We start from the raw sequence: 24,695 nt of genomic DNA, 5'->3' as shown, positions 1-24,695 counted from the left end.
TATACATAAAAATTACCAATTAAGGTTATGCTTGATTTTCTTATAATTAAAAAAAAATTATATTTTTGGCAAAATGTCATGTGATAAATATAGAAAAATATTGAAAATTAAATAGGTTTTATATATTATCAAATACTGAAATTATTTGTTTGCTAAGTATCACTCATATAAGTTTTATAATACTATGTAATGCTATGCAAATATGTGATATATGTGTACAAGATGAAAATATTTTGTGAGCAATTTTGACATTTTTTTTATAGTAGTATATTAGCCTATTTAGGGACTTAAGTTTATAGTCTCATTCAAGTAAGTAAGTAGATATAAACAAAGGTTTGTATAAAAAAAATAAAAATAACCCATAACCAACTTTTCGACTATAAATTAGCTGCGGGCGAATCTCCATTACTATTTTATAGAAAACTCAATCCACTTACAATTGATCATATTGTAGACAATATCCAGATGAATATTGGATACTTTGACATATTTACTTATAATTTAAAATAGGTCAATTAAGTTTGAGGTAATGTTATGACTCCAAATCCTGCAATAATGACAGCTGTGGAGAATCTGGACTACCGTGTTACTTTAGGGGATGTAGCAGCTCAAGCTGGATTAGATATTAAAGTCGCAGAACAAGCATTATTAGCTTTAGCTACAGATGCTGGTGGTCATTTACAAGTATCAGAATCAGGAGAAATTGCTTATTTATTTCCCAATAATTTTAGAAGTATTTTACGCAATAAATTCTGGCGCTTAAGATTGAGAGAATGGTGGGAAAAAGTTTGGCGAATATTGTTTTATTTAATTAGAGTTTCTTTCGGATTTTTATTGATACTTTCTATAATAATTATAATGGTTGCTATTGCCATCATTGTTATTTCAATTAACTCTAGTAGTGAACAAAATGACTCATGTGAAGGGGAAAATAATTCGGGCGCTAGTATGGGATTTTTTCCGCGGTTTGGATTTAATCCTTATTGGTTGTGGTTGTTTGATTGGGGATACTACGATCAACCCTATAGATATCAACGTAAAAATCAAAGAAAAACAAATAAATCTTTTATTCCAAAAAAAGAAAATGAAATGAATTTTTTGGAGGCTATATTTTCTTTTCTCTTTGGAGACGGGAACCCTAATTACAATTTAGATGAGCAACGTTGGCAGGCGATCGCTACTGTAATTAAAAATAATCAAGGTGCAGTAGTTGCCGAACAAATTGCTCCTTATTTAGATGATTTAGGGAAAGAATATGCTGTAGAATATGAAGAGTATATTTTACCAGTATTAATTCGTTTTAATGGTCGACCAGAAGTTAGTCCTGATGGTCAAATTGTTTATCATTTTCCTGATTTACAAACAACAGCAAAACAATGGCATTTTGAACCTGTTTCTACTTATTTAATAGAAAAAAAATTGCGTTTTAGTAAAGCCAATTCTAATCAAATTATGTTGGCAATTGGATTAGGTGCTGTTAATTTTATTGGTGCTTTAGTTTTAGGTTCATTGTTAGAAGATGATAGAATGATAGAGCAGATTGGGTGGATTATTAATTTTGTTGAAGTTATTTATCCTGTGCTACTAGCTTATGGTATTAGTTTTCTAGTATTACCATTCATTCGTTATTTTTGGGTACAATGGCGTAATGGTAAAGTTGAGAAAAGAAATCAACAAAGAAAAAACAGAACTATTGCTTTAAACCAAGCTAGTAATCTGTTAATTCGGAAAATTGATTATGCTAGAGAATTTGCAAAAGAAACAATTATTAGTAATCAAGATTTGGCCTATACAACGGAAAAGAATATCCTAGAACAGGAAGCTGAACAGACAGATAAAATTGATGCTGAATGGCAAAAAAGATTGAATCAATCAGATGTTTAAAATATTAGTAAAAGTTGTGAAGCATTCATAATTTACATTGTAATTTTCGGGCGTTTAAATATGAGGTAATTATTATCAGATTTTGAGTTATGACTAAAAGTGACTAATTCCCATCCTTGATCACCCAAATAATTAACGAATTCGTATAATGTTTGATTTTTCCATTCTCGCCATTCTTGACCATTTATATATATACTAATCAGCTTATCTCCAAAAGGATAAGGGCTTGCTTCTGCTAATAGATATTCCCACTTTTGCATTTGTTATATAAAAATATGGAACTATTTCTAAGATAATTTTTAAGAGATGTGAGGGCTGATATAATTTTCTAGCAATTAGCCGGCCTTTTATTATCTATCAGGTTTTTTATGCCTAATAGAACCTTGGGTTTGAGACTGCTTAATTTATTTATAATCTATTTAATTAATATGTGAAACTCTAAATCTTATATAGCAGTTATCAAGTCAATGAAATAGGCCTAATTATTTATCAATATAATATTGGTAATACCAAATAATTGATTAATATTTATGACAAAAACTATTACCAATGAAGAAGAAATAAGCAAAAAGAAATAAGTAGAAAGGTATCTTTCAAGTTCAAAAGATTAATAATATAATAAATTTTGAGAATATAGTCAAAATTAATGTTTTTTTTACTAAAATCATAATTTGCTTTTTCATAGTGGGTATTGACTTCAAAGTCGAAAGTGCTGGATAAAAAGGCGAAAGCTCATGAGTCCCCAAAGCACTAGCCAAGATTGTTCTAATTGTGGTAGTCATGTTGATCAAAACTTAGGAGGTTTGAAGTATTTCAAAGGTCTACACTATGGTCATTCAATGCCGAGAGATTGGAACAGCGCTTTGGGGAATTGGTGAAAAGCACGCTTTAAGTACGATCTGTCTCAATAGTTCTCCTGTTAAACTGCTACAAAAGCTTTTGCCGGAAATGGCCAGAGTTTATCTGCTGAAAAAGTAAAGAAACAACTTAAAAATAAAATTAATTCTTGCCTCTATTACAGCATATTAATAAACTGAGATGTAAATGGAGCAATAAATATCAAAAAACAGGGTACTAGAGCCTTCCGTTATTAGAGTTTTGTTAAGTCTGATAATATGCCGGGACGATGAAACAACCCTACACCAAATATCGTAAAGTTGGCGAGGAGTATCTTATCGAACGTCAATTTTTGCTAAAGTTACCCCTTGGTAATAGTACAATAAAATTTGGTAGTAGTTATATCCATTCCTGGCTAAACTGTAGGCTCCCCATTGACTCATTCCTACAGCGTGACCAAAGCCTTTTCCAGTAATTTGAAAACTGGTAGGAATTTGTTGAGCAACAGTTTTTTTGCCACTAACAGTAAATCTGGTACTTTTTAAACCTAGAGCTGCTGTAATATCTGTGCCTTTAAGAGTTTTAACCCCTGCATCACCTAAAACTTTAATAGAAATAACACTACCGTGAGGAGTAGTAGTCTGGGGTGTCATGGAAATAATATTTCCAACTCCTGAGATTCGTTGCCTTAGTTCTGCTTGAGAGAATGATTTAGTCCATTCATAAACTGGGGCATCTTGATCAAAGTCAGGAACAGCTCGGAGGTAGGGCAGTGGGTTTGACCAAATATCTTCTACATTTTCTGTGTGCCCTCCAGAGGATGAATGAAATAAAGCTAAAATAATTTCACCATTGTAAGTAAGCACTTGGCCTTGGGTGGCATCAACAGCAGCATAAGTTCCTGGAGATTCTGTTTTAATTCCTTGATAGACTTGCCAGAATTGGTTATCGCCTAGGTCATAAAAATTGTTACTATTTTCTTGACGTTTCTTCAGAGCGTAAGACCTGGCAGCAACAGCTTGAGCTTTGAGGGCTTCTTGTGGCCAGTTACTATTCATTTCCGCTCCAATGACACTATAGAGATATTCTTCAAAGTTGACATAATTAATAGCAGTGATACCTCCTTTGTGGGGAATAATATGGGTGCGACCTCGATACCAGCGATCGCCTATCCATACATAACCTTCTGCTTTGGGTTCGATCCACATTTGACCGGATATCCAGTTGGCTAAAGCTACTTTTCCTGATTGAAGTTCTGCTAGAAAACCTTTAGTTGGTTGTAGTTCCCCAATTTCCCTACCGGAACCATCTCTAACTATTGCGTTTGTGGAACTCCCTATTTTAACTTCTTTAACTCCTTCCATTATGGCAATTCGCAATATTAGGGAGCCTTGGGCAGGGGTAATCATTAGTACCCATGCTAAAATAGATGTCCACCAATAGGCTTTTAAAAGTTTAGTAGTACGAGTAACAAAAAAAGTAAATAGTAATCCAGAACTCATGTTTGTTTAATGTTTTGATTTGATCTCAATGTTGGTTGAAGACTCTTAATCTCCTGTAAGGGCACGTCATAAGGGAAAACCAATCAAAATGCTGGTTTTAATATAAATAGATAATCCTCAGAATATATATATTTAATCAGTAAGCAGTAAATAGTAAGCCATAAATGCTCGAAAAACATGTTACAAAATTTGTATTTTAATCGAACATCGTCCATCAGGAGAATTTTTAGTTGTTTTTTTTAAATACAACAATGTCATGATTATATTGATTAATTAATTACGGGCAGGCAGTCTGAAAAAAAAACTGGAAGTGGAAGCTAGCAGAAGACTGGGGTAAAATTTCCTACTTGCGACTTTCATTGCAGCAGTATAAGGAATGTTAACCTACATCGGGCTTCGGTTCGTTATAACTCCCCCTGCACCTAACTCCCAGGGAAAATGTCAATCTAGAACAGGACAAGTTATTGTAAAGAACTTTAGCTTATTTTTGCTCAGACAAAGCTTTGCTAATGAGTTATCTCCAATAAAGCTTGAGCTGCTAAAACTTAAGCTTAGTATGAGAAATAAAAACAAGTAGGATCTGCTCAAGTTTCAGCTATGTTTACCTTATGTAAAAAACAAGACGTTTTATCAGTTTTTAAGAGTAGTACTAAAGTAAATTGGTATGGTTTTAGGTTAATCAAAATTGACCGATATTTGCCCCGCTCTAAATGTTGTTCTAATTATGTATACATACTAGAAAAATCACCTATAAATTATAAGCCAATGGAACTACCCTAAAGTAGTTTCCACTGTCTTGGACTTGTGGTATTAACATAAGTATAGATATTGTTCTAAAATACGATTGGTATGAATATGTGGAGCGACTGTAATACCACAAGAGAGTAGATCAAAGGAGGGGGGTGTACGAGGACTAAAGTCAGTATTAGTCATTATAGGGAATATTTACTATGCCCTCTGGGGGGTGAAAAAAAAGTCAAAAAGCCTTCAGTATTAGGGATTAACCAAAACATGAACAAAAAAGATGAACTTAGATATTGTCAATAAGGCTAATTTAATAAAAATGAATAAATTACCTTTCTTGTACCATAAACATTTAAAAAGTCAATTAAAATTCAATGTTTGGTTAATGTTGAAAGTTTTGATTACTATAATTCAAGAACACCGATGGATACGTTGAGAAACTCTGGCTAATCAAATGCCAAAATATATAAAACTTGAGAGCTGTTGTCGTTCTATACAAAGGAGTAGCAAATTATATAAACTGTCCAACTGAAAAAGGAAGAAAATATCGACGACATAGCCATTTTTATACAGGAAATAGAGGTCAATCTTGGTTAAATTTCTTGTTCATGTTTGCAGGAGAAGCAGAGGAATTGATGGCCAATTGGTCTTAAAAAGGGCTCAATTATCAGAGATGTATAAAAGCTGTAAACTATGTTATGTGAGTTTTTTAGTCTTACCTGTCACCCCTCCAGGTATGCCCCTAAAGTAGTGTCGGGAGGGTGTCAAATTTGAGAGAATTAATGTAGTTGTCACTCAAAATATTAGAGTTTTTAGGTGTGGGAAATTTTAAAATCATGAAAACCTTATATAGTAAGCTTTTCATGATTAAAATACTGCAAAGCACCCTTACGCCTGAACTTTTTTTGGATTTGAGCCATTTTTTTTGCTTAATTCCCAACAACTCTATTATTAAAGGCTTTGATCTCTCCACTAACCTGCAGAAAAAGTTCTCTTTTATAAGTATCTTTCTTAAGATTATACTTGACAAAATAGATAGTTTATGCATAAGTATTAAATATACTTTTTCCAGAAAAAAGTGCATTGATAAAATACATTGATAAAATATATTTTTTTGAAGACTTAAGTAGTTTTGTTGAGCTCCCATATTTTTGGTTCCCCCACTCTACGGTCTGGGCTTTCTCCCCACAAAGTTTTCAGAGATCAATGATTCCAGATAGCTGTCCCAAGGAGGGGAAAAAACGCAAAAAGTTATTGACAAAATCCTTTTGACAAATCAATAAGACAAAGCCGGAATAAGTACGATACAATAATTTGAAATACTCTTCGGCCTCAAGCTATGGAGATTATAATTTTAAGAATTTAGCGGATCCAACTTTAAATATGAAAAATATTTTAGAAAAGCTATTCTGGAAGTATGGGGCCATTCCCCCTATTTTTTATTAACATGAAGAAAATAATTACACTATTCTTAAAACCTCGTGGAGTTCGACGGCATACCGGGACTAGAAAACGAGAAGGTAACCCCATATTGTAAAGTTGGCGTAGGAGTACATTACTTTATTGAGGAAGTTTTAGATTTTGCAGATAACTTTTCTAGGAACTAGTTCTGGTGTTCCAACGCGATCACGTAATGTTTCAAGTATTGCTTTACGTTTACCTCAAAGGGCTGAGTTATGGTTGTTTGATTGTGGTGAAGGAACTCAACATCAGTTTCTCCGTAGTGATCTTAAAGTCAGTCAACTTAGTCGTATTTTTATTACCCACATGCATGGAGACCATGTTTTTGGTTTGATGGGGTTGTTAGCTAGTTGTGGTTTAGGGGGAAATGTTAAAAGTGTTACTTTATATGGTCCACCTGCTTTAGAGGATTATCTCCAAGCTGGTCTTCGATACTCTCAAACTCATTTAGCTTATCCAATTAAAGTTCATAAGAGTAAGCCTGGTGTGATTTATGAGGATGATGAGTATGTTGTTAGTTGTGCTTATTTGAAGCATCGGGTTACTGCTTTTGGTTATCGGGTAACAGAAAAGGATCGACCAGGACATTTTAATGTGGAAAAGGCAAAGGCTTTAGGGATTCCTCCTGGCCCTATCTATAGGAAGCTGAAACAGGGTGAGTTTGTTACTTTGCCTGATGGGCGGAAAATTAATGGGGCTGATTTGTGTGGCGCACCCCATGTCGGCCGGAAGTTTGTTTATTGTACTGATACTGTGTTTTGTGATGGGGCTGTGGAATTGTCACAGGGGGCAGATTTACTTGTTCACGAGGCTACTTTTTCTCATCAGGATGCTGAAATGGCCTTTCAAAGATTGCATTCTACTTCAACTATGGCGGCACAGGTGGCTTTAGCTGCAGGTGTTAAGCATTTGATGATGACTCATTTTAGTCCTAGGTATGCTCCTGGAAATTCGGTTTTGTTGGATGATTTGCTGCAGGAGGCGCGGGCTATTTTTCCTAATACTGATATGGCTTATGATTTTCTAAGTTATGAGATTCCTAGATGGAATGAAGTTTCACAGTTGCTAGCAAAAGCTAGATCTTAGTCTTTTCATTTTCTGAAGCTCCTAAAAAACTTGAAATTACCAAAAAATTGGGGTTAAAATCTCGTCCTTCTAGGGCGAGTTTTTGGTGTTTTTTTTTGAATATATTATGTTTTTATTATATAAATTTAGTTTAGGGGATGAGTAGTCCGCGACAAAAGACGGATGTGGAAATAGTTAGTAGGGGATGGGTAGTCCGCGACAAAAGACGGATGTGAAAATCTGTATAAGGCTAGGGTCAAGGTAAGAGCAGTCGATGAAACATCAGCCTGTATCAGACTACGGCTCAGTTGTTTTCCAGAGTCGCCGGGGAAAATGTCAATTTATGGTGCGTTAAATTTGATGAACGCACCCTACTATATTTGTGATAGTGATGCTTTTTTTGATATAGGTGGGGTGGAGAAAGCAAAACTAACATAATCTAATTATAAATATAGTAGTAGGGTTTGTTTTAGCTAAATATGAAAAGCTTCAGCATCACAAAGGAAAAATCAGGATGATCTGATGAACACACCCTAATCTATTTGTGATAGTGATATAACTTTATTGTAGAGTTGCGATCGCTACTGATGTAGTTAATATGGAGAAACCTAACCTAACATAATCTAATTATAGATATAGTAATTGTCTTTGTTGGGTTGCGCATTCGCTTAACCCAAACTACAGCTTCTGATACTACTTTATTGTAGGGTCGCGATCGCGCTCTGCTGCATAGTTGGGTAGAGAAACCAAACCGAACATAATCTAATTGTAGATATAGTAATGGTCTTTGTTTGGTTACCCTATCCCTTAATCAAACCTATAACTTCTAGAGCCTCTAGCCTAGTCCTTGCAAGAGAGCCAAAAGCAGGCAAACAATAAAGACGATCAGGACAAGTACAATAAAAGGAAGTACGTTTTTGGGAAGTCTCATAGTTCAAGTAGTCAAAAGAGTAAAAAACTAAAGAGAAGAAGTCTACTAATACAAGTAACAGCAGACTTCATGAGAAATAGTTTTCAATCATTTACTAGGCTTGTTTTCGTCTTGCGGGTTTTGAGGTGAAATAACACCATCTAATCTGCTAACAAGTGATATACCGCTCGTGGCCACTGTTGTACCTTTTGAAGCTGCTTTACCCCAATCAATTTTTTTATTCTTATTTTTAAATTTTTGACTTAGAGCATTTCCAAGGGTTCCTCCACCTACTCCAGCGCCACACACCCCTAGGGCTTTTCCCAAAAACATTATTGCCATTGTAGTTGTGACTGGCTCGATCGCTAAATGAATAAAATTAGTTGTTAACATTAGTTAACTCTAGATCTATGTTAGACATCTTTCTATAATTGCCTATAAATTAATGTTTTGCCTACTCAAAAACTTCCAGTTTTGTCGATATTTTGTGTGAGTTTCATCTACACCCTGAAAACCTGGATTTTAGAAAAATGCTTTCCCGTCATTGCACTCACGGGTATCAGTGGTATCGGTAAAACTACATTAGCGGTAAAACTCATTCAACAAATAAAAGATAATTTTGACTATGTAATTTGGCGCAGCCTCAAAAAAACCTCCAATTTTGCCGAATTTCAAGCTGACTTAATTGAGTTTTTCTCCCAGTCTCAACCACAAAATTTTCTCAAAAACAGACATAAACCTTTAGACTTAATCAAATATTTACAGAAGCATCACTGTTTAGTTGTCTTGGATAACATTCATAACCTATTCAGCAGTGGGGAGTTAGCTGGAAAGTACAAACCAGGATACGAAGAATATGACTACTTTTTCCAACAGATAGAAAAACTATCTCATCAAAGTTGCCTGTTATTAATAGGTTGGGAACCCATTAAACTGCTCCAACTCAAAAGCAAGAAAACTATCATTCCTATTTTGCAACTGACTGGTTTAGATATCAAAAGCGCCAAAGAAATACTCATAAATTATGGTTTGGCAAAAATTGAACATTCAGAAAAACTCATTCATCTCTATCAAGGCAACCCTCTATGGTTAAAAATTGTAGCGACTCAAATTCAAGAATTGGAAGAAAGTTTGATTGAGTTATTGCCCAGTGATATCATCTTATTGCCAGAATATTTGAAAGATAACTTACAACAGCAATGCGATCGCCTTTCCCAAGCAGAAAAATACACTCTGTCACTTTTAGCCACAAAAAATCAACCTATTAGTTTGGCGAAACTTTTAGAAACTACAGAAACGTCGCCATCAGCTTTACTCAACATATTACAATCTTTGTGTCGTCGTTCCCTGATCGAAAAACAAGAAAATCTCTACAGTCTGCCATCTATACTAAAAGAATATTATACAGAGAATAAATTCACGCTTAATATAGTATGATTTAAAAAAAATATCACAATTTAGAAATAAGACCTAATTATATAATGATCTATTTATAATTCTATAATTACTTAAATCTTCAATTTCCCCTACTCCCCACCCCCAACTACATAATAATTATTCAAGAGAATTTGATAATAGTCTGTAGTTTTTTTAAATATAGTTATTTTCAATTTTTTAGGGGATAAGAAATATCATATCTAGATAAATAGTTATAGATAATTAGAGAGGAGTCAAGACTCAGGAGTTAGAAAGAAGGTATTAGGAGCAAAAACTTTTTTTAATCACTAATTAAGCAGACATGATATTAATTAAACAGAGAAATTTAGTATATGGAAAAATTAAATATCTTTCTCTCATCATACTTAACAAAGCTATCCAAAGACTCTAAAGGCTATTGTATAAAACTTACTTCAAGGTAAATATTTCTGCACAACGCTCCAACCTGTCAAAGATACTGTCGTGAAACTAAATAATAGGATAATATTAGTTGTGATATGTAGCGATCGCACCCAAGGTTTTTTGGGATTAATTTGAGTTCCACTCCAGGCAGAAACTAACGCCAATGTCACAACAATTAAACCAGCAGGTAAATGAGCAGAATGACCTAAGTTACCATAATAGCCAAGAGTCCCTACTAAGCCAATTATCAGTAATAAAACTACTAAAAATACCATTACTCCTCCGATAATATAATGAAAGGGTCGTAACCATTTAGGGCGTTTTTGTTTGTTGTTGCGAGCAAAAAACATCCAGCCGCCACTTACAGCTAATAATGAATAGGTAAACAGGGAAAAACCCATAGACCAAGCTGCTATTTTCCAAAGCCACAGAAAAGAAGGTAAATTCATATATAATTACTTTTAATTAGAGAGTTTGATAGAACAGAACTTCATCAAAGATTTTTTTCCCCTTCACATAAAAGGATAATTTTTTTTGAACTGGGAAAAATATGTTTAATTACACATAAATATCAACAATTAAGTAGTCGTTGAAAGTTAATTACACATTTATATAAGCTTAATTATTTACCTTCTAAAAAGCACAGATAATTAAAAGAGCTAAATAATTTTTCTGAGGTACTTATTGACCCTTTATCAATTTTGAAATAAATAAACTTGACCATAATCTCCTTCTTATAACAGCAGAATAATTTTCTAGGGATTCAAAACAGAATAATTCTAATTATGTGAGAATTTTGTATACTTTTGCATAATTATTCTAGGTCATTTAGAACTTCTATGATGTAATTATGAAGTTATTCTTATGGACTAGACACCACCTTATCCAAAATATCTACGTTCCTTGTTTTCTAATGCTACTAATTACAAACACAAAACCTCGTTATTTTTTCAGTTTTGGTATAGCAAATTTATTGGAGTAACAACTGTAAAATCTTGAATATCTATCCCATTCAAAACTATAGATATTACTATTTTTTTTAGGTTTTTTCCCAAAATTTTTAACTGAAATATAACTTGATATACCTATCACATAACCTTGTACTTCCAAATAATGTAAGAGTGCTTATAAAGCCAAACAGGAAACCTAATTTATTGCTATGATATTGTTTTTTTACTATTAGGAAATTTTGTCTATCAATTCAGTTTTTGGGTAAGTTATCTCAAAGTAAATCAGTGTTTACTTATTTTATTTATGGTTCTGTTCAGAATAAAATGTTAATTACCAATAGCTAAATGCTTACTTATTCCTTTTGCGTTTCCCTAATATTTGAGCTGCAAATATCCCACCGAGAAAACCAAATAAGTGTGCCTCCCAGGATATATTAGGATCAGAAGGTAAAATACCCCAAATTAAACCACTGTAAAGAAAACCAGCAGTCAAGGCAAATATAACTGATAAAATGCTAAAGTCAAATATACTTCGGAGTAATAAAAAACCAAAATAACCAAAAATTAATCCACTAGCACCGATATGAATAGAATCTGGAGAACCAAAGCACCAAATACCTAGACCACTAATAATTATAGTAACAATACTCACGAAGAAAAAATCACTAAATCCCCGTAACATGATTAACCATCCCAGAGTAATTAGTGGTACAATATTAGCTATTAAGTGAGTATAACTACCATGCAAAAATGGAGCAGAAAAAATATTAGTAATCCCAATAGAACTTTGAGGATGAATTCCTCCATAATAATTCAGTTTTCCTCCTAAAAGTTCTGCATTAATAATTTGTACAATCCAAAGAATAGCAATAATGCTTCCCAAAATTGTAACCTGGGCATTCAATCTTTCAAATAATTTGTTCATTTGTTTTAGTTATAGTTTATATCTTGTTAATATGTAAAGTTTTTATATGGAGTATAAAAACCGAGTACTATTAAAAAGAGAATAGGTTTGAGGCACTCTGGCAATAGAAAACAAGGGAAAAAGCATTAAATAGTGGTTAACAATATAAATTTTGAGTATTTAATACAACATTCTTTGATCAAAAAAAACTTGAATATAAATTTATATATCATTTAAAAAAAACTCTATATTTTAAACTATCATATTGTTAATTTATCAAGAAATAAACTTCTGGTCTGAATAATACAAATCACCCAAATATTACTCAAGTTAGACAATTTATTATAGCTAATTAATGAGACCTGATATAATAACGATTTCCTCCAATATTCTCTCAAGATTTTAATCATTAAGTAATAAGTCAGTAAGAGTAATTTCTGTAGAGATTTATTAGTAAAGAGCGTGATTAATGTTTATTCTAAAACCCTACTCCCTAATCTCTAGAAAATGTTGCATTTTTTTCACTATTGTTATCATACTTACTACTAAGCATTTTTTTCAGAATATATACAAATTTTTTCAGATTTTGTATGAGCAATAGAGTGATAGCTGAGTATTAATTTTTATAAGGTTTATCAAATTAGTGAGGTATAGTGTTTTTATTTTTTGAATTCCCCTAAAACCCCCAGAAAATAGCAGGTACACAAGATTAATTACAAATTATTTTTAGCCTTCATCTATTATAATACAAGTCTCACATCAAATAGGTCAACAATTTTGTTTAGGTGCTTATTAATAATGTACATTGCATATAATCTCCCCAGCTACTCTTTGGCTTGTAAAATAAATGAATTTTGTAGCTCACTCAGAAATAAAAATTGCTATATCTAATTACACTTCATAGAAGTTATATATTCATATATTAAGATTTGAAAATTCCAAACTTTAACCCTCTCAGTCATTTGAGGAAGTTATTCGATATATATAGTTTGAAACTACTTATAACATTCTTTTTGACGCTTGGTATAAAACATCTTCAACTGCTAAATTTTCATTTCTGATTTAGTTGTTGTTTTCTTCTGCGCTTCCGAGCAGCATCAGCAGACTTTAATATTTTTAACTGATAAGGGTCAACATTAGTACGCCAATAAACACGATGACCTTTAATTTCTGCAAAATTTTCCTCTAAACATTTTAGCCATCCCAGTCTATTTTGAATTTGTTTTAAATTATTTAAAAGCCCTCTATCTTCTTCTTGTAATGTAAGTTTAGTAAACTTTTCATAGTGGGGATAATCTGAAGTTACTAAAGCATCTTTTCTGTGCAAAATTGGTGGATTATATTCATTTTTATAATCCTCATAGCTAACACTCAAGTCTCGCAAATCAATATTCATTCTTGTACGTAAAACTGGATGAGCTTCCGTATCAAAATCGGGGTAAAATAAATAAGATATTATTGGTAATTTATAATAAAATTTAACGATAGTTGCCTCATTTAACCTACCAATTGTTCGATTAGCACAACCTTCATAAAGTCGCAGCAAGGGATCAAGTTTTGGAACAGCAGAAATATGAACCAATAGAGAATTAGTATATTTATAACCAATAAAACTATTTTTACAACATTTACTTATCAAGTCAGAATTACCCAAACTAAATAACATTAAATCACCTAAAGTACAGGCTTTAGTGTAACTACCAAATAAAGCTTTAATATCATTTCTGACTACTACTGATAATTGGGAAAACTTAGGTCTATTACCAAACTTAGTCAAGGCTATATATACCAACAAATCTTGACGACGTTTATCTGTTATTTCATCCCATTCTTGATAGTTTGTTACTTGCATAATCACTTGAAATGCACGACGAAAAGTACCAAACTCTGCAATTAAATCTGTCTCTTCCACAAGTTCTCCCCTGAATGGTAGACGACCGCGATCGCTCATAAAATTCATTAAAGGAATAAGCTGTTCTTCATAATCTTCAAACCGCTTATTTTTGCAACTTATTCTTGGGGTTAATAAACGACTTTTTAAGCGAGAAGCCCGAAAATTTTGAGCTTCTGCTTCATCTTTAAAAACAAAGAAAATTCCTAAATCAATAGGAATCGAATCTACATTCAACACTTGGTCAATATAAGATTTTAATTCTTCCTGTTCATAATATTTTTGAAAAGTCTTACGAGCTGTAATTATGCCATCTCCATAAGCAAGTTTTCCCTCAGTTTTACTATCATCAATTAGCACCATAGCAGAAACAATTAAAATTTGTTTAGTTAACCCCCAAGATTTAATCAAAGCTTCCCTACGTTCTGTCAAAGATTCTATTACATTAATTACATAACCAAGATTAACAATATCAGCAGCAATACAAGGAGTTTCTGGCAAATAATAGGGGTCCCAACCCGCACTTAAATAACCTTTTTTAGCAATATATTTGATATCCTCACCATAGCCACAACCATAGTCAAAAAAAGTTCTACCTTCTGTAAATAGATTTGCTTCTATAGCTAAACGTACTGGTTTAGAAATTTGTTTACGAACTATAGCAGCTTTATGACGTTTTATTTGAGGAATTGGCATCTCAATAGTATGCTGAATAACATGATGATCTTGAATTTCTATTCCATGATTTTTGAGGTGCGTTAACCATCCTTGACGAGTACCAATTAAACAAGTATTATCTAATAGTCCTAGTTGAACCTCATCAGAAGTTAACTTAGCGAATTTTTCGTATTGGGGATATTTAGGAGTAACAAAAGTTTCTTTCCGATGCAAAACGGGAGGGTTTTTATGATTACTGTAGTTTCTATGCTCAACTTTTCCATTATTCATATTAATGGAAATGCTAGTTTTTAAGGCAGGATGAGGGTCAATATCAAAATCTGGATAATGTAAATAAGAAATTGTTGGTTTGTCAAAATTAAACTTTATTAATGTGGTAATTTTAGCATCAGTTTTTTCTCTAGAAACTGCTTTATAATATAAATGATGAGCTAAATTTTCGTAGAGTCGCAGTAAGGGATGAAGTTGTTCAACTGCAGAAATATGAATATAAAGAGCAGTTGGTAATTTTTTCCCTATTTTACTTTGTTGACAGTACTTTTTAATCGCTCCTGGTTGATAAACTTCTAAAAATATTTGATTAGCAAATTGACAAGCAGACTTATAAGTACAAAAATAAGTTTTGATATCGTCTCTAACTTTCTGGGGTAAGTCAGTTTCTAATTTTATTTTAGGCGATATTTGAAAGTTTTTTATATTTAAAGCCAAATAGAGTAGGAGTTCATAGCTACTTTTTTTTTGAAAATTAAGTTCATTTTCCATTGCTATTTTAGGGAGTAAGGAATAGGGAATAGTAATTTGAGAAGCAGGGAATAGAAAAGAAGAAAAAAACTGTATTCCAGTAACTTGAGCAACACTATAAAAACTACTAACTCAACATTGATAATCTATTGAAATTTAACTCCACATTCCTACATCTTCTACAACTTCTTCAGGATAACTAATAGAACTAACAACACTTCGAGACAACCATTTTTTTGAAACAGTATCAGAAGTTTCTGTCAGAAATTCTAAACGAAGTTTTACCTTTCCTTTTCTCCAGTAATAACCAGGTTTTAATAATTGACATTCTAACCCATCTTCAAATAGGTTTTCCGACTCTAGTTTTGCTAAAATCATAGTTATATATTCACTAACTTTAAATGTACATTGAAACATCAAAATACTCGCACCTGTAGACAAAACATCATCATTACTTAGTAGATTAACCTCAGTTTCCATAATAATTATCTAGAATTTATTTTGAGTGAAATAAGGTAAGAATTAAAAAAAAAGGGAATAAGGAGTACATCTCATAATCTACCATTTGGCGTCAGTATACATGGACTCCCCTAAGCATATTTGACCTGAGTTGAGAGGCTAAAATCAGCATTTACTGTAATTGTTTTTTTGGTATCACTTGAGCTCTGATAGCCCTCAACTACACTTATCTAATTTATCCCTAAGAAAAATAGGTCGAGTTATTGAATGAATGACTCGAAACCTGTCATAGTTTTTATAAGTATACTTTTCGGGAACTCAAGGATTAAATTGCTTCATGAAAGTGCCCAATAAGCAGGTGTCGTTTGGAGTGTGGGTATATTATGAGGGTTAATTATCTGTTCTATGGATATCACAAACAGCAAAATAACCTCCCCAAGGGCAACAAGCAGTTTCCACTACTAGGGTTGTTTCTCTCTGAGATGTTGCAGATAACTATTCGAAGATTGCACAATGCTTGGGACTTTTTTTCAAAAGTTAGATTATGGATTTCCTTAGATCAAAAAGTATGGACAAATAAAGTCCTTATGATTTCCTAAATTTTTACCTAAGCTTCGGGCTGTCGAGAGCATTTTTACCTAGATCAGTGGCGTAGGATAGGAATGTCTAAGAGTGATATTGGAAGCCCGCGCTTTATCCTTCAGAAGTCGGGGTCGGGAGAATGTCACAAAAACCAACCATAAGAATGTAAACCTTTACCTAAAAGATTTACTCCTAAATAACATACCCAGACTACAGCAAATCCAGTAGCGGCCAAAATAGCAGGTTTTCGCCCTTGCCATCCTTTAGTAATACGGGCATGAAGATAAGCTGCAAACACTAACCAAGTAATTAAAGCCCAAGTTTCTTTTGGGTCCCAACTCCAATAAGAACCCCAAGCTTCATTTGCCCAAACTGCTCCAGCAATAATTCCAATAGTTAGTAGTGGGAATCCTAAACCAATGATACGATAGCTAATGTTATCTAGGATTTGAGCAATATTTAAACGTTCTGGTGAAAGTATTATTTCTGGATCAACTTTTTGAGTAACCTCGGTTATTTCCAAGACTGAAGTTTGACTATGGTCATTTTTTGTAGATTGGGGAAAAGGTTTATAGTTGTTTTTGATTTCCTTCAGTAATGGTCTTTCTTTTTGTAGTTGCCAATTTTTTTGATACTTCACAAAATGATTATTTCTAGAAGAACGAGTGCCAAAAGAACTACCACTAAGTTCAACTTTTTGGCCACTGGTTATTATAAGAAAAGCGATAGCCAATAATGCCCCTACTATAAGGGTTGCATAACTCAACATCATGACACTAACGTGCATCATCAACCAATTAGATTTTAGAGCAGGCACCAAGGGCTCAGATATCTGCATATTGGAGGGTAAAGTTAGGGCAGCAAAAGCAGAAATACCCATAGCAATTGGAGAGGTAAATACTCCAACCAGGCGAGCGCCACTCATATTTTCAGCTATAAGATGAATAGTGGTAATTCCCCATGTCAAGAAAAATAAAGATTCGTACAAATTGCTAATAGGGAAATAACTAGCTTCTAACCAGCGAGCTCCGAGTAATGTGGCAATACAGAGATTAGCGATCGCCATTCCTGTAGAACCTAAAATTGAGAGATAGGGGATACGAGGAAAAGCAGCACCCAACCAATAAATAAGCATTGTGGCAAACAAGATACCAAACGAGATGTTGTCCAATGACTTTTGGAGTTTGACTAGATCCATTAATTTTTCTCCATAATTATGTATTTTATTTGACCGAAAAATTTTATCTAAAGCCTCAAAGCTTTAAGCTTTTAAGGCAACGTTTTAGTTGATTTTCTTGTAATAAAGAAGCTAATAAGACTTGAAAAATATGCCATATCAGTTCTATAATAAACGCTCTCTATCATACCAAATCCAATTACTATAGATCATATATTTTAGTTGAGAAAAGCTTAATATATATGGATTGCAGTTTACTTGTTTGTGGTAAATGCCAAACTGGATTTAACTAGATATAGTAATTCCCAGAGTCTAATGGTAGACTAAGAGGTATAGTATTTATGGCCATAAATTTAAAATAAAATTGATGAAACCTTATTCTATAGACTTAAGAAAAAAAATTATCGAAATTTGGGAAAAAGAAAAAATTTCCATAAGAAAACTAGCTCAAAGGTTTGGAGTTAGTAAAAGTTTTATTCAAAAATTAATCAAAAAATATCAAGAAACTGGAGATATTAGACCTTTAACTCGAGGAGGAAGTATTCCTTCTAAATTAAATAGTTAAGAATTATTAATCTTAATAGAAATAATGGATAAAAATAATCATTTAACTAATGAATAATTATGTAATTTAATGGAGGCTGCCACAGAAGTTAAAGAGAGAAAAAGTATAATGGTAATAAGAGGTAAAAAATTGAACTATACGTTAAAAGAAAGTATTAAATGCCATATAAAAGGGCAGATTTTTAGGGAATAGTCAGAGGATAAGAATTAGATAATTTAGTTTTTCTGTTCTAGATCAATTAGGAATGAATCTAGTAAGGCACTTTTTTCCATGATCTAGGGGATAAAAAAGAACAAGGGCTAGAGGAGAAAAACTCAACGGGCAAGGGCAAAATATTTCGGCATTGAGTGGCTTAAATCTAAGAAAAAAAGTTTTGGCATAAAGTTAATAATTATGTAGCAGTGTATGAAGTAATTTTGAAGTAGATTTCATTCTTTAGGAAAGCTTTTATAGTTTAAGAGGTATTCCTATTACTATGGATAAAACCTTGTGTGATAATGGATAATGCCAAAATTCATTATTAAGAGATAGCCAGAGCAGTTATTGAAGAGTTTATTATTCCTTATATTGACCTCTTGCCGATCCCGAAATTTTCCCTTTATTAATATTTACTATTAATGGTTCTAGCTATTCTTAAAAAAAAATATTATGAATAGAAAGGATAAATATTTAATCCATCTATTACCTAAGATCTGTTACAAATTACCAAAAAAACATTCATGACAAGTTTATACATTGTTATTATTGTAGCTCATAAAGTGTAGGAATTACTATCAATAAAATCACTTAAAAATACTGTTAATAAAAATCTAACTTTCCCAGATATAGTTTTAATGAAAAATATTTTATTTGTTCTGTACGAAGATTTCCATTCTAATAGTGCGCTGCATGTGCATCATTTTGCTAATAATTTGGTTAAATTGGGTTTTGATTGTGTGGTAGCTGTACCTAAAAATAAACAGACTGTTTCAATGGTCGGAAAACATTTAGCAAATTTGTATCAAGTGACAGAATATGGAGAATTTTATCGCTTAAATGAATGCTTTAAAAATCAACAAGGACCGGATATTATTCATGTTTGGACTCCTAGGGAAGTTACTAGAAATTACTGCTATAAACTCCGGAAAATTTATGACTTTAAGTTAGTTATTCACTTGGAAGATAATGAGGAACATGTCTTAGAAAAATACTTAAATAAACCTTTTGAAGAAATTATTACTGCTAATGGAAGTCTGGAAATTCCTGATAATCTTTCTCATCCTCAAAAATATCAGGAATTTCTCGCAAGTGCGGATGGAGTGACAGTTATTATTGAAAAATTAAAAAAATTTGTGCCCAATAATGTGCCGAGTTTAATTTTATGGCCTGGTGTAGAAACTGAGCATTTTTATCCGAGAAATTCTAATCCAGAAATAGCTAAAAAATTTGGTGTCCCTGACAATAGTCTGGTTTTTTCTTACACTGGAAATGTTCATGCTGCTAATACCTATGAGGTGAGAAGTTTATATTTAGCAGTGGCAATATTAAACCGAGAAGGTCAACCTGCAGTTTTAATTAGAACTGGTAGAGATTTCTGTAATTTTTTGGGAGATGATGATAGTTGGGCAAGACAACATGCTATTGAATTAGGATATGTAGACCGGAGTTTAATGCCAGAAATTTTAGCTTTAGCAAGTGTGTTAATTCAACCAGGTAGACCTGATAAATTTAATGATTATCGTTTCCCTTGTAAATTGCCGGAATTTTTAGCAATGGGTAAACCTGTAATTTTGCCTGCTACTAATATTGGTTTGGTCATGGAAAATCACAAAGATGCTTTAGTTTTACCTGTGGTTGATGCAGTTAATATTGTTGATTCTGTGAAAAAATTGTTGAATGTTGATTCTAATTATAAAAAGTTAAGTGAGGGAGCAGTTAATTTTGCCAAAACTCATCTTAACTGGCAGGAAAATACAAAGTTACTTCAGTCATTTTATACTGATATAGAATATGGCATTAAGGTAAGTTTATAAGTTAGAAGCAATCCCTGGCGATTGTCATAAGCATTTATAAATGTCCTAATCTTTGCTTTGCCTGATATATTCGTTAAAAATACTATACATTCTTTAAAATAGGTAAAAAAATAAATGTAGTAGGGATATAAATAACTAATTTTTTATACCTTGGCAAATATCCCTAATTTATTGACAATAACTATACCTAAATAATGAACTGAATATTACTGATAATTAAATCAAGGAAATAAAGTTATTAGCAAAAGCTAAAAAAAATAATTTATGATTCCATATCTGTTGGTTTGAGTAAAAGTTCTACTCCATTTAATATCTGTTCTATTCTCTCTGGTGAAAGAGTACCTATTTTATCTATTAGTTTAGCTTTTTCAACTGTAAATATTTGGGATATATTTACAACTCTTTGATCTGGTAAATTAGCCTCACCTAGTGACAACACAATGTTACCAGGAACTGCAGCAAGTTTCAAATTAGAACCTAAACTACAAACAACAACAGTATTAATTAGACTAAAATTAAAAACATTGTTTTGGATGACAACATGAGGATGTCTATAGCTAGTCTTAGAACCGGATGGTTCTCCTAACTCTATCCAGAATATATCGCCCTGATTAATTAACACTCGTCCTCTATTATACTTTTATGATTTTCAAGAATAGTACTTCTTGATGCTAATGTTTCAGTATCTGAAATATCTCCATAAGCAGCATTTATTTTTTCTAGCAATATTCGATTTTGATGCCTACGGATAAACTCTTCTAGAGCAATGGCAATTAAACGACTTCTAGAAATTTTCATTTCTGCTGCTATTGCTTCAGCTTGTTCAAACAGATACTCTTGTAGTGATATTGCAGTTTTTACAGTGGCCATATAACTATACTTTGACTTTCTTGTTAGTATAATCACTGGTCATATTACTGTCAATACACTTTTGGAAAAGTCTCAAGATCTTAATTTGTTAAAAATAATTTAATTCCCCCTTACTAATATTTAAAAGTTATTCTACATACTAGATTTAAATTTATTTCAGAGAATTCCAGAGTAAACCTTAAATCCTGTTAAAATCTAAAATCTAAAAAAGTTGGCTCCACATATATAAAACTTGAAAGGTATAAATCATTTAAGACAGACCTACACTCATAATCAAGATAATACAATTGGATTCGCCTCAAGCAAATTATCATAATACTAATTTGCTTTTAGTTGACTTAAAGTTCAGCTATGATGACCAAGCTAATAAATTAATACCCTGGAGATAGGGTAGCAAACTTTGTAGCTGTAGCATTGATTGTTGAAATTTGCTATAAAATACCATTATTTAATGAAGCTATCAAAAATTCTATAAGTATAAAAGCCATACAACTCTTATTAAGGTAACCAAACAATGGAAACTATCCTAACTTTCTTTTACGAAACCGCCCAATATGCAAATAGTTTAGTAAAAACTCAACTAACACACCTAAGTTGGGTAAGTTTAGTAACTATCTTTGTAGCTGGTTTACTGACCAGTCTTACTCCTTGCATGCTTTCCATGCTACCAATAACTATTGGTTATATTGGCGGATACGAAGCTAAAAGTCGTATTCAAGCTACTGTTCAATCTGCTTGGTTTTCTCTAGGATTAGCTACAACTTTAGCTGGGTTAGGTATTATAGCATCATTGCTGGGAAAAGTCTATGGTCAAGTAGGTGTAGGATTACCAATTGTTGTTAGTATAATAGCTATTTTTATGGGTCTTAACTTACTAGAAGCATTACCATTACCAATGCCATCTTTTGACAGTATGGGATGGATATCTCAAGATTTACCTAAAGGAGTACGTTCATATTTATTAGGTTTAACATTTGGTTTAATAGCATCTCCTTGTAGCACTCCTGTATTAGCGACATTATTAGCTTGGGTTTCGACTACTGGAGATTTAATTTTAGGTGGATTTTTCTTGCTATTTTATGCTATGGGTTATGTCACACCTTTGATATTAGCAGGAGCTTTTACAGCTAATATTAAAAAATTTTTGGAAATTAGAAAATGGTCTAGTTGGATTACACCTGCTAGTGGAATTTTATTAGTTGGTTTTGGTGTATTTTCACTTTTATCTAGGATTATACCAGTGTAAGTTTGCAGCTATTAGCATTTAGTTATCAGTTTTTTTATACCTAATTAATGGATTTAATATAAGTTATATTAGGAATATTAATACTTCTCTCATAAAGTAAGCAAGTAGAAATAAGCCTAAGGAGTATAGATATAGTTGTTAGGAATAAAGTGCTAATTTATAAAAAATTTTAGTTAAACCACCGGGCGATTTTTTTTAATGTTGAGTTATACCTAACTTATTGACTACAATAAAAATTATTGAAACTAATAGTAATTAAATCAATGGATGTTGAAGATTCAGATAAAAATTCTCTGATAAATCCTTTAAGAATATTTAAACGAGAAATATTGCCATTATTAGCTGATTTACGCTTGGCGATCGCTCTACTTTTAATAATAGCTATCTGTAGTATTTCAGGCACAGTTATAGAACAAGGTGAGTCAATAGCTTTTTATCAAGAAAACTATCCAGAAAAACCAGCATTATTTGGTTTTTTAACCTGGAAAGTAATTTTATTATTAGAATTAGATCATGTTTACCGGACTTGGTGGTTTTTATCAATATTAATATTATTCGGAGCTAGTTTAACTGCCTGCACATTTACTAGACAATTACCAGCCCTAAAATCTGCGAACCGCTGGAAATTTTATAATAAAAAACAACAATTTAAAAACTTAGCATTAAGTGCAGAAATAGAAACAGCTTCTCTAGATTCTTTAGAAGAAATATTACAGAAAAGGGGCTATAAAACTTCTAAAGAAGGAGATAAACTTTATGGAAGAAAAGGAATTATTGGCAAAGTTGGTCCCATAATAGTTCACGCTAGTATGCTAATAATTTTAGCAGGTTCAATAATCGGCTCAATGACTGGATTTCTTGGTCAAGAAATAGTGCCGAGTGGGGAAACATTTCAAGTAAAAAATATTATTGATGCGGGAATTTTTGCTAAGTCACAAATTCCTAAAAATTGGTCAGTTCGAGTCAATCGTTTCTGGATTGATTATACTCCTTCTGGAGGAATTGACCAGTTTTATTCTGACTTATCAATATTAGATAAAAGTGGAGAAGAAGTAGATAGGAAAACCATATTTGTTAATCAACCTATGCGTTATCATGGGGTGACAATGTATCAAGCAGATTGGGCGATCGCTGCAGTTAAAGTTAGGGTTAATAAAAGTCCTGTTTTTCGGTTACCAATGGCACAATTAAATACAGAAGGAGGGGGTAAAATTTGGGGTACTTGGGTTCCTATAAAACCAGATTTAAGTGAAGGTGTATCTTTACTTGCCAAAGATTTACAAGGAAATGTATTAGTTTATGATACTTCTGGTAAGTTAGTTGCTAGTGTGCGGGAAGGAATGTTTATAGAGGTGAGTGGTGTCACTCTATTTATTGACAAAATTATAGGTAGTACAGGCTTACAAATTAAAGCTGACCCTGGTATTCCAATTGTTTATTTAGGTTTTGGTTTATTAATGTTGAGTGTATTAATGAGTTATGTTTCTCACTCTCAAATTTGGGCTTTTCAAGAGAGTGAGCGACTTTATATAGGGGGTAAAACTAATCGTGCTAATGTGACATTTGAACGGGAAATATTAGATATTTTAGATAGATTAGGAAGTGATGAAAATATATCTCTTGAAAAGCAAAAGCAACTTTTCTCAGATTTTAGTGAGGGTATTAAAACAAGTGAGAATTGAACAAGAATTAAATAAGGTAGTTGGGGGATAAATTCTGGATATATTTTTACCTTGGTATAGATAATCAAGTTTAGTCTTAACTTTATGAACAATTTGCAGAGCTTTTTTTGATACAGTTTTTTTGTTTTTTAACTAATAAGTTTTAAAGTTGTTAATATACTCGCAATTTTTAAATGCAACTATTGATCAATTGGCGATACTTAGATATTCTCTCTTTGATTAAAGTCGCATTTAATAAACCTAAAAATAAATTAAATTTAACTACCTATTTATAATTAGCAAATGCTAACTATTTAGCTAAATTTACACCTGAAAAATCAGGAGTTAACTAGCCATAAGTTTGAGCACCTTAGGTTGATTTAAATATTTTTATGGTAACTTGGGAATTATAAAAAAACTGGATTACTCCTTATCGAAGTGAGAGAATTTTATCAACATATTGGCTTTTGATTCGTCAAAACTATATGTATATTTGGGAAACTTTTATCGGAAATTTTTCGAGAATTCTAAAGTTAAATTTATCAGGAAAAAATGAGGAGTTAACTAGCTATGAGTTTGAGCACTTTGGGTTAATTGAAATATTTTTCTGGGAACTATAAAAAAACTAGCTTACCCCTCATAGAACGGAGACAAATTTCTCAACATATTTGCTTTTGAGTCATATTAAATGTTTGATTTGCATAAGCAACTATCTTG

Annotated in this window: 19 protein-coding genes; 9 read left to right on the top strand and 10 right to left on the bottom strand. The window is 32.4% G+C overall.

Going from position 1 to position 24,695, the window contains the following annotated elements:
- The first annotated feature begins 534 nt into the window (after positions 1-534).
- Positions 535-1,884: a hypothetical protein gene (locus TERY_RS03060; RefSeq protein WP_011610477.1), complete on the top strand. Its 1,350-nt coding sequence runs from the start codon at positions 535-537 to the stop codon at positions 1,882-1,884.
- 32 nt (positions 1,885-1,916) lie between these two features.
- Here TERY_RS03060 and TERY_RS03055 read toward each other — a convergent pair whose 3' ends face one another.
- Positions 1,917-2,144, bottom strand: coding sequence for a hypothetical protein (locus tag TERY_RS03055; protein WP_044136344.1), 228 nt, complete (start codon positions 2,142-2,144; stop codon positions 1,917-1,919).
- A gap of 568 nt (positions 2,145-2,712) precedes the next feature.
- On the opposite strand from TERY_RS03055, the gene TERY_RS32210 reads away from it, so the two are divergent.
- On the top strand, positions 2,713-2,862 hold the full coding sequence (locus tag TERY_RS32210) for a hypothetical protein (RefSeq protein ID WP_155994279.1): 150 nt from the start codon (positions 2,713-2,715) through the stop codon (positions 2,860-2,862).
- Positions 2,863-3,056: 194 nt separating this feature from the next.
- Here the strand turns inward: TERY_RS32210 and TERY_RS03050 are convergent, their stop codons facing one another.
- The gene (locus TERY_RS03050; protein ID WP_011610476.1) at positions 3,057-4,223 is read right to left on the bottom strand and encodes a SpoIID/LytB domain-containing protein; all 1,167 of its coding nucleotides are present in this window, start codon (positions 4,221-4,223) and stop codon (positions 3,057-3,059) included.
- Positions 4,224-5,440: 1,217 nt separating this feature from the next.
- On the opposite strand from TERY_RS03050, the gene TERY_RS34390 reads away from it, so the two are divergent.
- Together TERY_RS34390 and TERY_RS03035 are read left to right on the top strand one after the other, a co-directional pair.
- Positions 5,441-5,620, top strand: a complete 180-nt coding sequence (locus TERY_RS34390; RefSeq protein WP_044136342.1) for a hypothetical protein — start codon at positions 5,441-5,443, stop codon at positions 5,618-5,620.
- A 928-nt stretch (positions 5,621-6,548) separates the two neighbouring features.
- Complete coding sequence (locus tag TERY_RS03035; protein ID WP_011610475.1) at positions 6,549-7,514, top strand: ribonuclease Z; 966 nt, start codon at positions 6,549-6,551, stop codon at positions 7,512-7,514.
- A 997-nt stretch (positions 7,515-8,511) separates the two neighbouring features.
- On the opposite strand, the gene TERY_RS03030 is transcribed toward TERY_RS03035, so the two are convergent.
- Entirely contained in the window at positions 8,512-8,796 is a 285-nt protein-coding gene (locus tag TERY_RS03030; RefSeq protein ID WP_011610474.1) for a hypothetical protein, read from the bottom strand.
- 57 nt (positions 8,797-8,853) lie between these two features.
- Here TERY_RS03030 and TERY_RS03025 point away from each other — a divergent pair, with 57 nt between their 5' ends.
- Positions 8,854-9,840, top strand: coding sequence for an NB-ARC domain-containing protein (locus TERY_RS03025; RefSeq protein WP_047155664.1), 987 nt, complete (start codon positions 8,854-8,856; stop codon positions 9,838-9,840).
- 413 nt (positions 9,841-10,253) lie between these two features.
- On the opposite strand, the gene TERY_RS03020 is transcribed toward TERY_RS03025, so the two are convergent.
- From TERY_RS03020 to ccsB, 5 genes are all read right to left on the bottom strand, one after another.
- On the bottom strand, positions 10,254-10,691 hold the full coding sequence (locus tag TERY_RS03020; protein ID WP_011610472.1) for a DUF4079 family protein: 438 nt from the start codon (positions 10,689-10,691) through the stop codon (positions 10,254-10,256).
- An 850-nt stretch (positions 10,692-11,541) separates the two neighbouring features.
- Complete coding sequence (locus tag TERY_RS03015; RefSeq protein ID WP_011610471.1) at positions 11,542-12,117, bottom strand: rhomboid family intramembrane serine protease; 576 nt, start codon at positions 12,115-12,117, stop codon at positions 11,542-11,544.
- Between the two features lie 1,030 nt (positions 12,118-13,147).
- On the bottom strand, positions 13,148-15,427 hold the full coding sequence (locus TERY_RS03010) for a DNA phosphorothioation-associated putative methyltransferase (RefSeq protein ID WP_011610470.1): 2,280 nt from the start codon (positions 15,425-15,427) through the stop codon (positions 13,148-13,150).
- Positions 15,428-15,562: 135 nt separating this feature from the next.
- The gene (locus TERY_RS03005; RefSeq protein ID WP_011610469.1) at positions 15,563-15,886 is read right to left on the bottom strand and encodes a KGK domain-containing protein; all 324 of its coding nucleotides are present in this window, start codon (positions 15,884-15,886) and stop codon (positions 15,563-15,565) included.
- 703 nt (positions 15,887-16,589) lie between these two features.
- Positions 16,590-17,645, bottom strand: a complete 1,056-nt coding sequence (gene ccsB, locus TERY_RS02995; protein ID WP_011610468.1) for a c-type cytochrome biogenesis protein CcsB — start codon at positions 17,643-17,645, stop codon at positions 16,590-16,592.
- Between the two features lie 346 nt (positions 17,646-17,991).
- On the opposite strand from ccsB, the gene TERY_RS29750 reads away from it, so the two are divergent.
- Positions 17,992-18,189 (top strand): helix-turn-helix domain-containing protein, encoded by a 198-nt coding sequence (locus tag TERY_RS29750; RefSeq protein ID WP_081432388.1) that lies wholly within the window; start codon positions 17,992-17,994, stop codon positions 18,187-18,189.
- Positions 18,190-19,022: 833 nt separating this feature from the next.
- Positions 19,023-20,201, top strand: coding sequence for a glycosyltransferase (locus TERY_RS02985; protein ID WP_011610466.1), 1,179 nt, complete (start codon positions 19,023-19,025; stop codon positions 20,199-20,201).
- Positions 20,202-20,463: 262 nt separating this feature from the next.
- Here TERY_RS02985 and TERY_RS02980 read toward each other — a convergent pair whose 3' ends face one another.
- Both TERY_RS02980 and TERY_RS02975 read right to left on the bottom strand, forming a co-directional pair.
- Positions 20,464-20,823, bottom strand: a complete 360-nt coding sequence (locus TERY_RS02980; protein ID WP_011610465.1) for a type II toxin-antitoxin system PemK/MazF family toxin — start codon at positions 20,821-20,823, stop codon at positions 20,464-20,466.
- Positions 20,817-21,071: a hypothetical protein gene (locus TERY_RS02975; protein WP_011610464.1), complete on the bottom strand. Its 255-nt coding sequence runs from the start codon at positions 21,069-21,071 to the stop codon at positions 20,817-20,819. The genes TERY_RS02980 and TERY_RS02975 overlap by 7 nt, the downstream gene beginning before the upstream one ends.
- A 514-nt stretch (positions 21,072-21,585) precedes the next feature.
- Here TERY_RS02975 and TERY_RS02970 point away from each other — a divergent pair.
- On the top strand, positions 21,586-22,317 hold the full coding sequence (locus tag TERY_RS02970) for a cytochrome c biogenesis protein CcdA (protein WP_011610463.1): 732 nt from the start codon (positions 21,586-21,588) through the stop codon (positions 22,315-22,317).
- A 263-nt stretch (positions 22,318-22,580) separates the two neighbouring features.
- Complete coding sequence (locus TERY_RS02965; RefSeq protein ID WP_011610462.1) at positions 22,581-23,999, top strand: cytochrome c biogenesis protein; 1,419 nt, start codon at positions 22,581-22,583, stop codon at positions 23,997-23,999.
- Positions 24,000-24,695: the final 696 nt, after the last annotated feature.

It is taken from the genome of Trichodesmium erythraeum IMS101 (assembly GCF_000014265.1).
In the GTDB taxonomy this organism is placed as follows: Bacteria; Cyanobacteriota; Cyanobacteriia; order Cyanobacteriales; family Microcoleaceae; genus Trichodesmium; species Trichodesmium erythraeum.
Note: the sequence above shows the minus strand (reverse complement) of the source record. Positions and strands in the feature narration are given on the sequence as shown.

What these genes read in the sequence shown, in the direction of transcription:
- TERY_RS03020 (WP_011610472.1), bottom strand. Translation starts at nt 10,691, where the DNA reads ATGAATTTACCTTCTTTTCTGTGGCTTTGGAAAATAGCAGCTTGGTCT.
- TERY_RS02970 (WP_011610463.1), top strand. Translation starts at nt 21,586, where the DNA reads ATGGAAACTATCCTAACTTTCTTTTACGAAACCGCCCAATATGCAAAT.
- TERY_RS03050 (WP_011610476.1), bottom strand. Translation starts at nt 4,223, where the DNA reads ATGAGTTCTGGATTACTATTTACTTTTTTTGTTACTCGTACTACTAAA.
- TERY_RS03010 (WP_011610470.1), bottom strand. Translation starts at nt 15,427, where the DNA reads ATGGAAAATGAACTTAATTTTCAAAAAAAAAGTAGCTATGAACTCCTA.
- TERY_RS03055 (WP_044136344.1), bottom strand. Translation starts at nt 2,144, where the DNA reads ATGCAAAAGTGGGAATATCTATTAGCAGAAGCAAGCCCTTATCCTTTT.
- TERY_RS03030 (WP_011610474.1), bottom strand. Translation starts at nt 8,796, where the DNA reads ATGTTAACAACTAATTTTATTCATTTAGCGATCGAGCCAGTCACAACT.
- ccsB (WP_011610468.1), bottom strand. Translation starts at nt 17,645, where the DNA reads ATGGATCTAGTCAAACTCCAAAAGTCATTGGACAACATCTCGTTTGGT.
- TERY_RS03015 (WP_011610471.1), bottom strand. Translation starts at nt 12,117, where the DNA reads ATGAACAAATTATTTGAAAGATTGAATGCCCAGGTTACAATTTTGGGA.
- TERY_RS32210 (WP_155994279.1), top strand. Translation starts at nt 2,713, where the DNA reads ATGGTCATTCAATGCCGAGAGATTGGAACAGCGCTTTGGGGAATTGGT.
- TERY_RS03060 (WP_011610477.1), top strand. Translation starts at nt 535, where the DNA reads ATGACTCCAAATCCTGCAATAATGACAGCTGTGGAGAATCTGGACTAC.
- TERY_RS02985 (WP_011610466.1), top strand. Translation starts at nt 19,023, where the DNA reads ATGAAAAATATTTTATTTGTTCTGTACGAAGATTTCCATTCTAATAGT.
- TERY_RS29750 (WP_081432388.1), top strand. Translation starts at nt 17,992, where the DNA reads ATGAAACCTTATTCTATAGACTTAAGAAAAAAAATTATCGAAATTTGG.
- TERY_RS02975 (WP_011610464.1), bottom strand. Translation starts at nt 21,071, where the DNA reads ATGGCCACTGTAAAAACTGCAATATCACTACAAGAGTATCTGTTTGAA.
- TERY_RS02965 (WP_011610462.1), top strand. Translation starts at nt 22,581, where the DNA reads ATGGATGTTGAAGATTCAGATAAAAATTCTCTGATAAATCCTTTAAGA.
- TERY_RS03005 (WP_011610469.1), bottom strand. Translation starts at nt 15,886, where the DNA reads ATGGAAACTGAGGTTAATCTACTAAGTAATGATGATGTTTTGTCTACA.